This is a genomic window from Streptomyces sp. NPDC007346 (assembly GCF_040703535.1).
GTDB lineage: Bacteria > Actinomycetota > Actinomycetes > Streptomycetales > Streptomycetaceae > Streptomyces.
On record NZ_JBEYKR010000053.1, the window covers coordinates 1 to 13,102 of the forward strand.

The following is a 13,102-nucleotide window of genomic DNA, read 5'->3' on the forward strand; positions in this document are numbered from 1 at the left end:
CCCGCCCCCCGGCGCGTGCACCAGCACCAACCGCTGGAGCTCCCGGGCCGCCCGGGGCGGGGCCACGTCGCTGCGGTGCGCCAGCGCGATGGTGCGCCGCAGGCCGGGCCGGGCCAGCGGGGTCCTCCGCAGGTCGTGGCCGGCCCGGTGCGCGGCCATGCTCGGCACCACCGCGATGCCGAGCCCGGCCCGTACGAAGCCGAGCACGGCGTCCATCTCGCCGCCCTCCACCGTGAACGTGGGCTCGAACCCCTCCGCGCGGCAGGCGGCGAGCGTCAGCTCCCGCAGGTTGTAGCCGTGCCGGAACATCACCAGCGGGGCCCCTGCGAGATCGGCGATCCGCACCCGGCCTCCGTGCCCGGGGGCCGGCTCCGCGGCCGACGACACCACCACCAGGTCCTCGCGCAGCAGTTCCACCGTGGTCAGCGCCGGGGAGGCGGCCGGCAGCGGCAGCACCACCAGGGCCAGGTCGAGCGCGCCCCGCGCCAACTGCCGTACGAGATCGTGCGAACCGCCCTCCTCCAGCAGCAGCCGCACCCCCGGATGCAGGTCGTGGAAGGCGCGCAGCACATCGGGCAGCAGCCCCGTACAGAGGCTCGGCGTCGCCCCGAGCCTGACCCGGCCGCTGCGCAGCTGCACCAGCTCCTGCACCTCGTGGCGCGCGGTCTCCGCGTCCGCGAGGATCCGCCGGGCCAGCGGCAGCAGCGCCTCGCCCGCGTCGGTGAGGGCGATGTTGCCCCGGGCCCGGCTGAACAGCTCGGCGCCCAGCTCGCTCTCCAGCGCCCGGATCTGCTGGGAGAGCGAGGGCTGCGACACGTGCACGGCCTCGGCCGCCCGTGTGAAGTGCAGGGTCTCGGCCACGGCCACGAAGTAGGTGAGCTGCTGGAAGTGCATGGAACAAGGCTACGGTGGTCCGATAGGTAGAGCCTATGAAGTTCAGCCGTGTCATGTGTTGGACCGATCGGCCTTTCGCCCCTACCGTCGTGTCCATGGCATTGGCAACGCGGACGGACCGACGGCCGTCGATGACGCGTACGCTCTGGGACTCGACCGTCGGCAAGAAGACGATCATGGCCGTGACCGGTCTGGTCATGCTCGGGTACCTCGTCGCCCACATGGCGGGCAACCTGAAGATCTTCTTCGGGCCCGGTGAGTTCGACGGCTACGCCCACTGGCTGCGCACCATGGGCGAACCGATCCTGCACTACGAGTGGGCGCTGTGGATCGTCCGCGTGGTGCTGCTCGCCGCCGTCGTGCTGCACGGCGTCTCCGCGTACCAGCTGAGCCGGCGCGACATCAGAGCGCGCCCGGCCAAGTACGTCCACAAGAGGCCCCGCGCCGGCTACGCCACCCGGACCATGCGCTGGGGCGGCGTCATCCTCGCGCTCTTCATCGTCTGGCACATCCTCGACCTGACGACCGGGACCGTCCACACCAGCTTCGAGGCCGGCCACCCGTACCAGAACGTCATCGACACCTTCTCGACCTGGTACGGCAACGTCATCTACATCGTCGCGATGCTCGCCCTCGGCCTGCACGTCCAGCACGGCTTCTGGAGCGCCGCGCAGACGCTCGGCGTCGGCAACGCGACCCGCGACCGCATCCTGAAGACCCTCGCCAACGTTCTCGCAGCGGTGCTGACGGTGGGCTTCATCTCCGTACCCGTCGCCGTCATGACCGGAGTGGTGAGCTGACATGCCCGACTACACGCACTACGCCACGGGCGAGCCCGTCGCCGACACCAAGGCCCCCGAGGGCCCCGTCGCCGAACGCTGGGACACCCGCCGCTTCCAGGCCAGGCTCGTGAACCCCGCCAACCGGCGCAAGCACACCGTCATCGTCGTCGGCACCGGACTGGCCGGCGGCTCGGCCGGCGCCACCCTCGCCGAACAGGGCTACCACGTCGTCCAGTTCTGCTTCCAGGACTCGCCCCGGCGCGCCCACTCGGTCGCCGCCCAGGGCGGCATCAACGCCGCCAAGAACTACCGCAACGACGGCGACTCGATCCACCGGCTCTTCTACGACACCGTCAAGGGCGGCGACTTCCGCGCCCGGGAGTCCAACGTCCACCGGCTCGCCCAGATCTCCGTCGAGATCATCGACCAGTGCGTCGCCCAGGGCGTCCCCTTCGCCCGCGAGTACGGCGGCCTGCTCGACAACCGCTCCTTCGGCGGCGTCCAGGTCTCCCGTACGTTCTACGCGCGCGGCCAGACCGGGCAGCAGCTCCTCCTCGGCGCCTACCAGGCGCTCTCCCGGCAGATCGCCACGGGCAACGTCGAACTCCACGCCCGTACCGAGATGCTGGACCTGATCGTGGTCGACGGCAAGGCGCGCGGGATCGTCGCCCGCGACCTGGTCACCGGGAAGATCGACACCTACTTCGCCGACGCGGTCGTCCTGGCCACCGGCGGCTACGGCAACGTCTTCTACCTGTCGACCAACGCCATGAACTCCAACGCCACCGCGATCTGGCGGGCCCACCGGCGCGGCGCCTACTTCGCCAACCCCTGCTTCACCCAGATCCACCCCACCTGCATCCCGCGCACCGGCGAGCACCAGTCCAAGCTCACCCTGATGAGCGAGTCGCTGCGCAACGACGGCCGCATCTGGGTCCCCAAGGCCAAGGGCGACGACCGCCCGGCCGACCGGATCCCCGAGGACGAGCGCGACTACTACCTGGAGCGCATCTACCCCTCCTTCGGCAACCTGGTGCCCCGCGACATCGCCTCCCGCGCCGCCAAGAACGTCTGCGACGAGGGGCGCGGCGTCGGCCCCGGCGGGCAGGGGGTCTACCTGGACTTCGCCGAGGCCATCGGGAGGATGGGCCGCAAGACGGTCGAGGCGAAGTACGGCAACCTCTTCGACATGTACCAGCGGATCACCGACGAGGACCCCTACACGGTCCCCATGCGGATCTACCCCGCCGTGCACTACACGATGGGCGGCCTCTGGGTCGACTACGACCTCCAGACCACCATCCCCGGCCTCTTCGCGATCGGCGAGGCGAACTTCTCCGACCACGGGGCCAACCGCCTCGGCGCCTCCGCGCTGATGCAGGGCCTCGCCGACGGCTACTTCGTCCTGCCCTCCACGATCAACGACTACCTCGCCCGCAACCCGCACACCGAGCGGGTCGACGACGGACACCCCGCCGTCGCCGAGGTGGTGGCGGAGACCGAGGACCGCATCAACCTGCTGCTCTCCGTCGACGGCGACCGCACCCCCGACTCCTTCCACCGCGAGATCGGTGAACTCATGTGGGAGCACTGCGGGATGGCCCGCACCGAGGACGGACTGCGCAAGGCGCTCGCCAAGATCCCCGAGATCCGCGAGGAGTTCTGGCGCCGCATCAAGGTCCCCGGCACCGGCGAACAGTTCAACCAGTCGCTGGAGAAGGCCAACCGCATCGTCGACTACCTGGAGCTCGCCGAGCTCATGTGCCTGGACGCCCTGCACCGCGCCGAGTCCTGCGGCGGCCACTTCCGCGCCGAGTCCCAGACCCCCGAGGGCGAGGCCGAGCGGCGCGACGAGGAGTTCTCGTACGCGGCCGCCTGGGAGTTCACCGCCACCGGCGGCGCCCCCGTCCTGCACAAGGAAGACCTCGTCTTCGAGTACGTCCACCCCACTCAGCGGAGCTACGCATGAAGCTCACCCTGCGCGTCTGGCGCCAGCGAGACGCCGAAGCGCCCGGAGCCATGGCCACCTACGAAGTCGACGGGATCTCCCAGGACATGTCGTTCCTGGAGATGCTCGACACCCTCAACGAGGAGCTCACCCTCGCCGGGGACGAGCCCGTCGCCTTCGACCACGACTGCCGCGAGGGCATCTGCGGCGCGTGCAGCCTCGTCATCAACGGCGACGCCCACGGCCCGGAGCGCACCACCACCTGCCAGCTCCACATGCGCTCCTTCGCCGACGGCGACACGATCGACATCGAGCCGTGGCGGGCCTCCGCCTTCCCGGTCATCAAGGACCTGGTCGTGGACCGCTCCTCCTTCGACCGCATCATCCAGTCCGGCGGCTACATCTCCGCCCCCACCGGCACCGCGCCCGACGCGCACGCCACCCCGGTGCCCAAGCCCAGCGCCGAACTGGCCTTCGAGAACGCCGAGTGCATCGGCTGCGGCGCCTGCGTGGCGGCCTGCCCCAACGGCTCCGCGATGCTCTTCACCGCCGCCAAGGTCGTCCACCTCAACGTCCTGCCGCAGGGCGCCCCGGAGCGGGAGACCCGGGTCCTGGACATGGTGGCCCAGATGGACGAGGAGGGCTTCGGCGGCTGCACCCTGGCCGGCGAGTGCGCGACCGCCTGCCCGAAGGGCATCCCCCTGCCCTCGATCGCGGCGATGAACAAGGAGTGGCTGCGCGCGACCCGCAAGGTCCACCGCTGACGCGGGAGCCGGCCCGCTGCGGCCCCGGAGGCGGAACCCGGGGCCGTACGCGGGCCGGCGGCGCGCAACCGTAGGGGATCAGCGCCGCAGCGCCTTCGCCAGATACGGCGCCGTACGGCTCTTGGCCGCCCGCGCCACCTCCTGCGGGGTGCCGCTCGCCACGATCCTGCCGCCTCGGTCGCCGCCCTCGGGCCCCAGGTCGATCACCTGGTCGGCCCCCGCCACCACGGCCATGTCGTGTTCCACGACCACCACCGTGTTGTGGGCGTCCACCAGAGCGTGCAACTGCCGCATCAGCACCTCCACATCGGCCGGATGCAGCCCCGTCGTCGGCTCGTCCAGCAGATACAGGGTGTGCCCGCGACGGGTGCGCTGGAGCTCGGAGGCGAGCTTGATGCGCTGCGCCTCGCCGCCGGACAGCTCCGTGGCCGGCTGCCCGAGCCGCAGATAGCCCAGCCCCACGTCCAGCAGGGTCCTCAGCGCGCGCTCGGCGGCCGGGGTCCCGGCGAAGAAGCCGGCCGCCGACTCCACCGTCAGATCCAGGACCTGGGAGACCGTCAGCCCGCGCAGCGTGACCTCCAGGGTCTCAGGGTTGTACCGCGCGCCGTGGCAGTCCGGGCAGGGCGCGTACGTACTGGGCAGGAAGAGCAGCTCCACCGAGACGAACCCCTCGCCCTGGCATCTCTCGCACCGCCCGCCGCTCACGTTGAACGAGAACCGCCCCGCCGTGTAGCCCCGCTCCCGCGCGGCCTCCGTCCCTGCGAAGAGCTTCCGTACGGTGTCGAAGAGCCCGGTGTACGTGGCCAGGTTGGACCGGGGCGTGCGCCCGATCGGCTTCTGGTCGACCTGGACGAGCCGGTCCACCGCGTCGAGCCCGCTCGCCGAAGCGCAGAACCGCTCGGCCACCCCGGCCTCCTCGCCCGTCCGCCGGTCCGCCAGCACCCCGGCGAGCACCTGCCCCACCAGGGTCGACTTGCCCGACCCCGACACGCCGGTCACCGCCGTGAACACCCCGAGCGGGAACGCCGCGTCGACGCCGCGCACATTGTGCCGCTCAACCCCGGCGAGCCGGATCCACCCGGACGGGGTGCGCGGCTCCCGTACCGGGGCCGGGCCCTCGTCTCCCGCCGGGAACAGGAACCGCCGCGTCGCCGACTCCGGCACATCGGCGAGCCCCTGGGGCGGGCCGCTGTGCAGCACCCGCCCGCCGTGCTCCCCGGCCAGTGGGCCCACGTCCACCAGCCAGTCCGCCCGCCGCACCACATCCATCTGGTGCTCCACCACGAAGACCGAGTTCCCGGCCTCCTTGAGCCGGCCGACCACCGCGAGCAGGGACTCCGTGTCGGCGGGGTGCAGCCCGGCCGACGGCTCGTCCAGGACGTAGACGACGCCGAACAGGCCGGAGCGCAACTGCGTGGCCAGCCGCAGCCGTTGCAGCTCACCCGAGGAGAGCGTCGGGGCCGTCCGGTCCAGGCTCAGATACCCGAGCCCCAGCTCGGTCACCGTCCCGATCCGGGCCAGCAGGTCACCGGTGAGCACCCGGGCCGTCTCCTCACCGCCCGCCCCGGCGCCCGCGAGCACCTCCGCCAGGGCGGAGAGCGGCAGCGCGGCCAACTCCGCGACGGTCCGCCCGGCGACGGTCACCGCCATCGCCTCCGGCCGCAGCCTGCTCCCGTCGCACACCGGACACGACACGCTCGTCAGGAAGCGCTCGGCCTTCGCCCGCAGCGTACGGCTCCTGGTCTCGGCGAAGGTGTGCAGCACATAGCGCCGGGCGCTCATGTACGTGCCCTGGTACGGGCGTTGGATGCGGCCCGCGTCCCGTACCGGATGCACCGTCACCACCGGCTGCTCGTCGGTGAACAGGATCCACTCCCGGTCCTTCGCCGCCAGCTCACGCCACGGCCGGTCGACGTCGTACCCCAGGGTGTCCAGCACGTCCCGCAGGTTCTTCCCCTGCCAGGCGCCCGGCCACGCGGCGACCGCGCCGTCCCGGATCGACAGCGAGGGGTCGGGGACGAGCAGCTCCTCGTCCGTCCGGTGGATGCGCCCCAGACCGTGGCACTCGGGGCAGGCCCCGGCCGCGGTGTTGGGGGAGAACGCGTCGGAGTCGAGCCGCTCGGCGCCCGCCGGATACTCCCCGGCCCGGGAGAACAGCATCCGCAGCGAGTTGGAGAGCGTGGTCACCGTCCCCACGGACGACCGGGCCCCGGGCGTGGAGCGTCGCTGCTCCAGGGAGACCGCGGGCGGCAACCCGGTGATCTCCCCGACGGCGGGGGCGCCCACCTGGTGGATGAGCCGGCGCGCGTAGGGGGCGACCGACTCGAAGTAGCGCCGCTGGGCCTCGGCGTAGATCGTCCCGAACGCCAGCGAGGACTTGCCCGACCCGGAGACCCCGGTGAAGACCGTGAGCGTGTCGCGCGGGATGTCGACGTTCACGTCCTGGAGGTTGTGCTCGCGCGCGCCGCGCACCCGGACGTACGGATCATGGGGGGAGGGCATGGGGCTCGGCTCCGTACGGGGGTGGGGTGGGACACCGGAAGGGACAAACGGTTCGATTCTAGGCGCGGGTGGTTGTCCGGGCCGGTCGGGGCGGGTCGCCGCCGGAGGGAACGGCGAAGAAGGCCGGCGCGGCGAGGGCCGCCGTGCCCGACGCCACCAGGAGCGCACCGGGTAGGGACCAGCCCGTCAGCGGTCCGGCCGCCGCCGCTCCCAGGGCGAACCCGGTGATCTTCGCGCTGGCGCCGGTGGTGAAGACCTGGCCGCGCAGACGGTCCGGCGCCTCCCGGTGGCGTACCGCGAACAGGGCGGTGAGTTGCGGCCCCTCACCGATGCCGACGACGACCACGGCGACGACGAGCGCCGCGGGCCGCCCCGTGGCGGCCAGGGCCAACGCGGCGGCCTGGACCAGCGGGGCGGCCCAGAGGACCGTGTCGGGGGCGAGCGCGCGCGGATACCGAGCCAGCACGGCGTTGGCCACCAGCGCGGACAGCGCCGCACACGAGAGCAGCGCAGCGCCGAAACCGGCTCCGCCGAGGACGCGTTGGCCCAGGAGCGGGAGGCAGGCGACCATCATCCCCTGAGCCGCACAGGACAGGACCGAGGTGAGGGTCGCCCGCGCCAGGGGCGGACTGCCGGCGATGGCCCGGACCCCGGCGGCTATCGCTCCGCGCAGCGGCACGGGCCGCGACGGCGCCGCCGGTCCGGCCGACGGAGGAAGGCGCCAGGCGGCGGGCGCGGCCGCCGTGATGAGCACCGCGGAGACCACCACGGCCGCCGGTGCCCCCAGCGCCTCGGCCACGCCGCCCGCGAGGGCCGGCCCCGCCAGGCCCGCCACGCCGAACGTCATCGCGTCCAGCGCGTTCGCCCTGGGCAGCCGGTCGCCCCGCACGACCCGGGGCAGCTGGGCCGTCCAGCCGCCCGACAGCGCGGGCCCCAGCAGCCCGGTGACCACCGCGACCAGGAGGGTGACGGCGATCGGCGCACGGCCGAGTCCCCCGAGGATCGTCGCCAGGCCCGTGGCGTACAGGACGAGCGCTCCGGCCAGCAGACGGCCCGGCCGGGCCGCCCGGTCGAGCAGCGCCCCCAGCACCGGGCCGCCGACCGCCGCGGAGACGGTGATGGCCGCGAGCAGCGAGGACGCCCCGGTGGCCGATCCGGTGAGGGCCAGCCCGGCCAGCAGGAGCGCCGGACCCGCCATGTCGTCCCCGGCGCGCGCTGCCAGCGCTCCGCCCAGGTAGGCGCGGAAGGAGGAGCGACGGTCTGCCATGGGCGGGAGGCTACGGAGGTAACGTAAAACTGCGCAATATGCGTTACATTGAGTCCGTGCCCTCCACCGCCGACGACTGGTCCACCCGGCACTCCGTGCTGACCACCGCCCGACGTGCCGCCGCCCTCGTCAACGCCCTCGCCGGTGAACGCCCCGACCCCGGTGACGTGGCCGAGGTGCTCCGCGCGTACGGGGAGGCCGGCACCGTCACCCTCACCCCGCAGGACATCGCGCGGATGCGTACGGCGGCCGCCCGGCTGCGCGAGGTCTTCGCCGCCCCCGACGCCGACGGGGCGGCCGCCGCGCTCAACCGGCTCCTGCGGGAGCACACCGGGCCGCTCCGGCTCACCTCCCACGGCGGCGACAGCCCCTGGCACCCCCACATCGACCGCGACGACGACGCTCCCTGGGGCGAGTGGCTCCTGGCCTCGTCCTGCATGGCGCTGGCCGTCCTCGTCTGGGACCGGCAACGCCCGCCCGGCAGGATCTGCGCCTCATCGAGCTGCCCCGACGTCTTCGTCGACCAGGGCAGCGGCCCGGACCGGCGCTACTGCTCACGCCGGTGCGCGACCCGCGAACGCGTCGCCGCCCACCGGCGTCAGCTCGCAAGGCGGGAGGACGGGCCCGGATGAGCCGTCCGCAGTGCCGTCACCCGGGGTGACGCGCCCCGCTCACCGGCCGCTCCGTACGATCCCGGCCAGCCGCCGCAGCGAGTCCACCAGGGCCTGGCGGTCGTACGTACTGGTCGTGACGAGCACCTCGTCCGCCCCGGTCTCCTTGATCGCCGTCTCCAGCTGCTCGGTGACCTGCTCCTCGGTGCCGTGGATGTGGCCGTCGAGCCCGCCCTCGTACAGCGCGCGCTCCTTCGCCGTCATCGTGCGGCTCTCGATCTCCTCGACGGGCGCCAGTGGGGGGAAGCTGCCGTGGGTGCGTGCGTACGCCATGGCCCAGGCCTCCGGGATCAGCAGGCGCCGGGCCTCCTCCTGCGTGGCGGCGACGGCGACCGTGCCGGAGACGATCACCTCGGGGCGCTCGGCGCGGGACGAGGGGCGAAAGTCCCTGCGGTACACCTCGATGGCGCGCAGCACCTTCTCCCGGCCGCGCAGGTCGCCGATGACCAGGGGGAGACCGGCGGCGGCCGCGACCGCCGCGCCCTCGCCGATCGCCAGGACGTAGGCGGGGATGCGCAGGCCCTCCGCCGGGCGGGCGTGCACCTGGGGGTGGGCCCGCTGGGTGCCGTCGATCCAGCCGAGCAGTTCGGCGAGGCGCCCGGGGAAGTCCTCCGCGTCTTCCTTGCCGTGGCCGAGCGCCCGGCGTACGCCGTCGGTGAACCCCACGGAACGGCCGAGCCCCATGTCGATCCGGCCGGGGAAGAGGGAGGCGAGCACCCCGAACTGCTCGGCCACGACGAGCGGCTGGTGGTTGGGGAGCATCACCCCGCCGGTGCCGACCCGGACGGCGGAGGTCGCGGCGGCGACGGCGGCGGCCAGGACCGTCGGCGCGGAGCCCGCGACGCCCGGCACGCTGTGGTGCTCGGAGACCCAGAAGCGGTGATAGCCGAGGGCCTCCACCTCCCGCGCCAGCGTCACGGTGTCACGCAGCGCCTGGGGGCCGTCGTGCCCCTCACGGGTGCGGGAGCGGTCCAGGAAGGAGAACCGGGTCGAGGCGATCACAGAGCTCACACCCTGTTCAACGTCCCCGCCCGGTCAGGATTCCCGCGGCTGGGCCGGTGTTTCGAGGCGCGGTCGGTGCCGAGTCCGCGGACGCGGTCGGCGCCGGAACTTCCTAAGCTGGCCGGGTGAACGACGACGCCCGGCCGCTGGCCGTATTCGATCTCGACGGGACCCTGGCCGACACCGCCCACCGGCAGCACTTCCTGGAGGGGGCCAAGCGCGACTGGTCCGGCTTCTTCGCGGCGGCCCCGGACGATCCCTCGCTGGCCGAGGGGGTGGCGCTCGTGCTCGGCAGCGCCCAGGAGTGCGAGGTGGTCTACCTGACCGGGCGGCCCGAGCGCTGCCGCCGGGACACCGTGGCGTGGCTGAGTCGTCAGGGGCTGCCCGAGGGGCAGCTGTTCATGCGGCGCAACGACGACCGGCGTCCGGCCCGCCAAACGAAGCTCGACATCCTCCGGCGGCTGGGCCGGTCGCGTGAGGTACGCATGCTCGTCGACGACGACGAGCTGGTCTGCGATGCGGCCGAGGTGGCCGGATTCCCCGTGGTGCGGGCCCGCTGGTTCGACCCGTCACAGGCGCTGAAGGATGCCCAGGAGCGTGACGGGCGTACGTGATCAGGCGTTTTCGTCGAGTCGGAAGCCGACCTTCAGTCCGACTTGATAGTGCGCGATTCGGCCATCTTCGATATGACCACGAACTTGGTTAATCTCGAACCAGTCGAGATTGTGCAACGTTTCCGCGGCTCTTGCGATGCCGTTCCGGATCGCCGCGTCTACGCCCTCCTCGGAGGTTCCTACGATTTCGGTGACCCGATAGGTGTGATTGGGCATGTTTTGTCTCCTCTCTGGTGACCACGGTGCCTCAATCTCCGGGGTTACGCGAGGGGGCGAGTGGGGCGAATCGGGGCGAGCACGCGCCTTGACCTACGCAATGGTCCATACCAAAATTCAGCCAAACACCCGTGCGAGCGTCGCCCGCAATCCCCCACACCGGGTCCTGATTTCGTCGTGCCGTTTCGCAGAAGGTGACCACGTGAAGAACCGCATACTCGTCGGAGCCGTCGCGCTCGTCTCGTCCGTCACGCTCAGTGGATGTGGCTACTTCTCCGGATCGGGTGGCGGCGACCGGACGGTGACGGTCTGGCTGATGAAGGACAGCGTCTCGCAGGGGTTCCTGGAGAAGTTCACCAGCTCGTACGAGAAGGAGAATCCCTCCGTCAAGCTGGAGTTCAAGATCCAGGAGTGGGGCGGCATCGGCCCCAAGGTCCTGGAAGCCCTGGAGAGCGATGACGCGCCGGATGTGATCGAGGTCGGAAACACGCAGGTCGCGCAGTACGCGGAGAGCGGCAACCTGCGCGACCTCACCCTCGAGTCGATGCGTGACCTGGGCAGCGAGGACTGGCTGCCCGGTCTCGCCCAGCCCGGCCAGATCAGCGGGGTGCAGTACGGCATCCCCTGGTACGCGGCCAACCGCGTGGTGATCTACAACAAGGAGATCTTCAAGGCCGCGGGTATCGACGAGGCTCCCAAGACGCGTGCCGAGTGGATCAAGGACACCGAGAAACTCAACACGCAGGACCAGCAGGGCATTTACCTGGCCGGTCAGAACTGGTACGTGCTGGCGGGATTCATCTGGGACGAGGGCGGCGAACTCGCCGAGGGCGGCGGCGGTGACTGGCGGGGCACGCTGGACACCCCCGAGGCGCTCGCCGGAATGAACTTCTACAAGGAACTCCAGGCGCTCGGTGACGGGCCCATGGACTCCGACGAGGAGAAGCCGCCGCAGAACGACGTATTCGCCGAGGGAGACGTCGCGCAGATCATCGCGCTTCCCGGAAGCGCCGCGCTGATCGAGCAGAAGAACCCCGAACTCAAGGGAAAGCTCGGCTACTTCCCCATTCCCGGCAAGACCGCCAAGGGCCCCGGCTCCGTCTTCACCGGCGGCTCCGACCTCATCGTCCCCAAGAAGGCCGACCAGCGCAGCGCCGGTATCGCCGTCGTCAAGGCGCTGGCGAGCGAGAAGTGGCAGACCGAACTCGCCCGCACCATGAGCTACGTCCCCAACAAGCCGAGCCTGGCCCATGTCGTCGAGGGCGAGGAGGGCACCGCCGCGATGGCCGAAGGCGCGACCCAGGGCCGCGCCACGCCCAACTCCTCGCAGTGGGCCAAGGTCGAGGCGGAGAACCCGATCAAGCCGTACATGACGGCGGTGCTCACGGGCGGTGACCCGGCCCGGGAGGCGAAGACGGCGTCGGAGCGCATCACGGCCATGCTCGCCGGCAGCTGACCCGGCCGCCGGACGGCCGGCGCGCCGGGCGGCGTCCCTGGGGATTCAGCCGTCGCACATCCCCGCGCTCCACAGCGGTCACGTCGAATCCAGCCGGTGACGGAAGAAGTAGGGGGCCGGGCCTTCGCACCCCGCGAAGATCCGGCAGCCGCCCCAGCCGATCCGTACCCGGAGACCGCCATGACCGTGCTGCCCGCCGCCCCGGCCGCCCCTTCGGCACCGGCCCCCGCCGCTACCCGCTCCCCAGAACCGGCCTACCGCGTCACCCTCGCCACCTGCCAGGAGGACGTACGCGCCGCCCAGCGCCTGCGCCACCAGGTGTTCGCCGGGGAGCTCGGGGCCAGGCTGGAAGGCCCCGAACCCGGCCTCGACAGCGACGCGTTCGACGCGTACTGCGACCACCTCCTGGTCCGCGAGACGGCCACGGACGAGGTGGTCGCCACCTACCGCCTGCTGCCGCCCGACCGCGCCTGGAGAGCCGGACGGCTCTACGCGGAGGGCGAGTTCGACCTCACCCGCCTCGCCCCCATCCGCGACGACCTCGTCGAGGTCGGCCGCTCCTGCGTCCACCCCGCCCACCGCGACGGCGCCGTCATCGCCCTCGTCTGGGCCGGACTCGCCCGCTACATGGTGCGCTCGGGCCACACCTGGCTCGCCGGCTGCTGCTCCCTGCCGCTGGCCGACGGCGGCACGCTCGCCGCCCGCAGCTGGAACACCGTACGCACCGCGCACCTGGCGCCCGAGGAGCACTGGGTCACCCCGCACCGCCTCTGGGACCCCTCCGCCCACCCCGACGCCGGCCCCGGCTCGAGGGCCGACCTGCCGCCCCTGCTCCGCGGCTATCTGCGGCTCGGCGCCTGGGTCTGCGGGGCCCCGGCGTACGACCCCGAGTTCAACGTCGCCGACCTGTACGTCCTGCTCTCGCTGCGTCGCACCGACCCCCGCTACCTGCGCCACTTCCTCTCGCTCGTACCGCCGGCATGAGC

The 13,102-nt window shown here is 72.2% G+C and carries 12 protein-coding genes; 7 read left to right on the plus strand and 5 right to left on the minus strand.

What is annotated here, in order from left to right:
- Nucleotides 1–894, minus strand: an 894-nt coding sequence (locus AB0917_RS16270; RefSeq protein ID WP_366820190.1) for a LysR substrate-binding domain-containing protein, incomplete at its 3' end; no start/stop codon positions are given.
- Nucleotides 895–1,025: 131 nt separating this feature from the next.
- On the opposite strand from AB0917_RS16270, the gene AB0917_RS16275 reads away from it, so the two are divergent.
- Genes AB0917_RS16275 through AB0917_RS16285 form a run of 3 tightly spaced genes read left to right on the plus strand, consistent with a single transcriptional unit; the run spans nucleotide 1,026 to nucleotide 4,388 of the window.
- Nucleotides 1,026–1,694: a succinate dehydrogenase gene (locus AB0917_RS16275; protein WP_366820223.1), complete on the plus strand. Its 669-nt coding sequence runs from the start codon at nucleotides 1,026–1,028 to the stop codon at nucleotides 1,692–1,694.
- 1 nt (nucleotide 1,695) lies between these two features.
- The gene (locus AB0917_RS16280; protein ID WP_366820191.1) at nucleotides 1,696–3,645 is read left to right on the plus strand and encodes a fumarate reductase/succinate dehydrogenase flavoprotein subunit; all 1,950 of its coding nucleotides are present in this window, start codon (nucleotides 1,696–1,698) and stop codon (nucleotides 3,643–3,645) included.
- Nucleotides 3,642–4,388, plus strand: a complete 747-nt coding sequence (locus tag AB0917_RS16285; protein WP_366820192.1) for a succinate dehydrogenase/fumarate reductase iron-sulfur subunit — start codon at nucleotides 3,642–3,644, stop codon at nucleotides 4,386–4,388. The genes AB0917_RS16280 and AB0917_RS16285 overlap by 4 nt, the downstream gene beginning before the upstream one ends.
- A gap of 78 nt (nucleotides 4,389–4,466) precedes the next feature.
- Here the strand turns inward: AB0917_RS16285 and uvrA are convergent, their stop codons facing one another.
- Together uvrA and AB0917_RS16295 are read right to left on the minus strand one after the other, a co-directional pair.
- Nucleotides 4,467–6,890: an excinuclease ABC subunit UvrA gene (uvrA, locus tag AB0917_RS16290; protein ID WP_366820193.1), complete on the minus strand. Its 2,424-nt coding sequence runs from the start codon at nucleotides 6,888–6,890 to the stop codon at nucleotides 4,467–4,469.
- 58 nt (nucleotides 6,891–6,948) lie between these two features.
- Complete coding sequence (locus AB0917_RS16295; protein ID WP_366820194.1) at nucleotides 6,949–8,157, minus strand: MFS transporter; 1,209 nt, start codon at nucleotides 8,155–8,157, stop codon at nucleotides 6,949–6,951.
- 38 nt (nucleotides 8,158–8,195) lie between these two features.
- Here AB0917_RS16295 and AB0917_RS16300 point away from each other — a divergent pair, with 38 nt between their 5' ends.
- The gene (locus AB0917_RS16300; protein ID WP_366820195.1) at nucleotides 8,196–8,789 is read left to right on the plus strand and encodes a CGNR zinc finger domain-containing protein; all 594 of its coding nucleotides are present in this window, start codon (nucleotides 8,196–8,198) and stop codon (nucleotides 8,787–8,789) included.
- A 39-nt stretch (nucleotides 8,790–8,828) separates the two neighbouring features.
- On the opposite strand, the gene AB0917_RS16305 is transcribed toward AB0917_RS16300, so the two are convergent.
- Nucleotides 8,829–9,839, minus strand: coding sequence for an MsnO8 family LLM class oxidoreductase (locus AB0917_RS16305; RefSeq protein WP_366820196.1), 1,011 nt, complete (start codon nucleotides 9,837–9,839; stop codon nucleotides 8,829–8,831).
- 116 nt (nucleotides 9,840–9,955) lie between these two features.
- Here AB0917_RS16305 and AB0917_RS16310 point away from each other — a divergent pair, with 116 nt between their 5' ends.
- The gene (locus AB0917_RS16310; RefSeq protein WP_366820197.1) at nucleotides 9,956–10,444 is read left to right on the plus strand and encodes a hypothetical protein; all 489 of its coding nucleotides are present in this window, start codon (nucleotides 9,956–9,958) and stop codon (nucleotides 10,442–10,444) included.
- Here the strand turns inward: AB0917_RS16310 and AB0917_RS16315 are convergent, their stop codons facing one another.
- The gene (locus AB0917_RS16315) at nucleotides 10,445–10,660 is read right to left on the minus strand and encodes a dodecin (protein WP_366820198.1); all 216 of its coding nucleotides are present in this window, start codon (nucleotides 10,658–10,660) and stop codon (nucleotides 10,445–10,447) included.
- A gap of 202 nt (nucleotides 10,661–10,862) precedes the next feature.
- Here AB0917_RS16315 and AB0917_RS16320 point away from each other — a divergent pair, with 202 nt between their 5' ends.
- Both AB0917_RS16320 and AB0917_RS16325 read left to right on the plus strand, forming a co-directional pair.
- Nucleotides 10,863–12,116 carry an extracellular solute-binding protein gene (locus tag AB0917_RS16320; protein WP_366820199.1) on the plus strand — a complete coding sequence of 418 codons (1,254 nt, stop codon included), beginning with the start codon at nucleotides 10,863–10,865 and terminating at the stop codon, nucleotides 12,114–12,116.
- Nucleotides 12,117–12,296: 180 nt separating this feature from the next.
- Nucleotides 12,297–13,100 (plus strand): GNAT family N-acyltransferase, encoded by an 804-nt coding sequence (locus tag AB0917_RS16325; protein WP_366820200.1) that lies wholly within the window; start codon nucleotides 12,297–12,299, stop codon nucleotides 13,098–13,100.
- Nucleotides 13,101–13,102 lie beyond the last annotated feature (2 nt).

Coding starts and splice junctions, on each gene's coding strand:
- AB0917_RS16275 (WP_366820223.1), top strand. CDS start 1,026: ATGACGCGTACGCTCTGGGACTCGACCGTCGGCAAGAAGACGATCATG.
- AB0917_RS16280 (WP_366820191.1), top strand. CDS start 1,696: ATGCCCGACTACACGCACTACGCCACGGGCGAGCCCGTCGCCGACACC.
- AB0917_RS16285 (WP_366820192.1), top strand. CDS start 3,642: ATGAAGCTCACCCTGCGCGTCTGGCGCCAGCGAGACGCCGAAGCGCCC.
- uvrA (WP_366820193.1), bottom strand. CDS start 6,890: ATGCCCTCCCCCCATGATCCGTACGTCCGGGTGCGCGGCGCGCGCGAG.
- AB0917_RS16295 (WP_366820194.1), bottom strand. CDS start 8,157: ATGGCAGACCGTCGCTCCTCCTTCCGCGCCTACCTGGGCGGAGCGCTG.
- AB0917_RS16300 (WP_366820195.1), top strand. CDS start 8,196: ATGCGTTACATTGAGTCCGTGCCCTCCACCGCCGACGACTGGTCCACC.
- AB0917_RS16315 (WP_366820198.1), bottom strand. CDS start 10,660: ATGCCCAATCACACCTATCGGGTCACCGAAATCGTAGGAACCTCCGAG.
- AB0917_RS16325 (WP_366820200.1), top strand. CDS start 12,297: ATGACCGTGCTGCCCGCCGCCCCGGCCGCCCCTTCGGCACCGGCCCCC.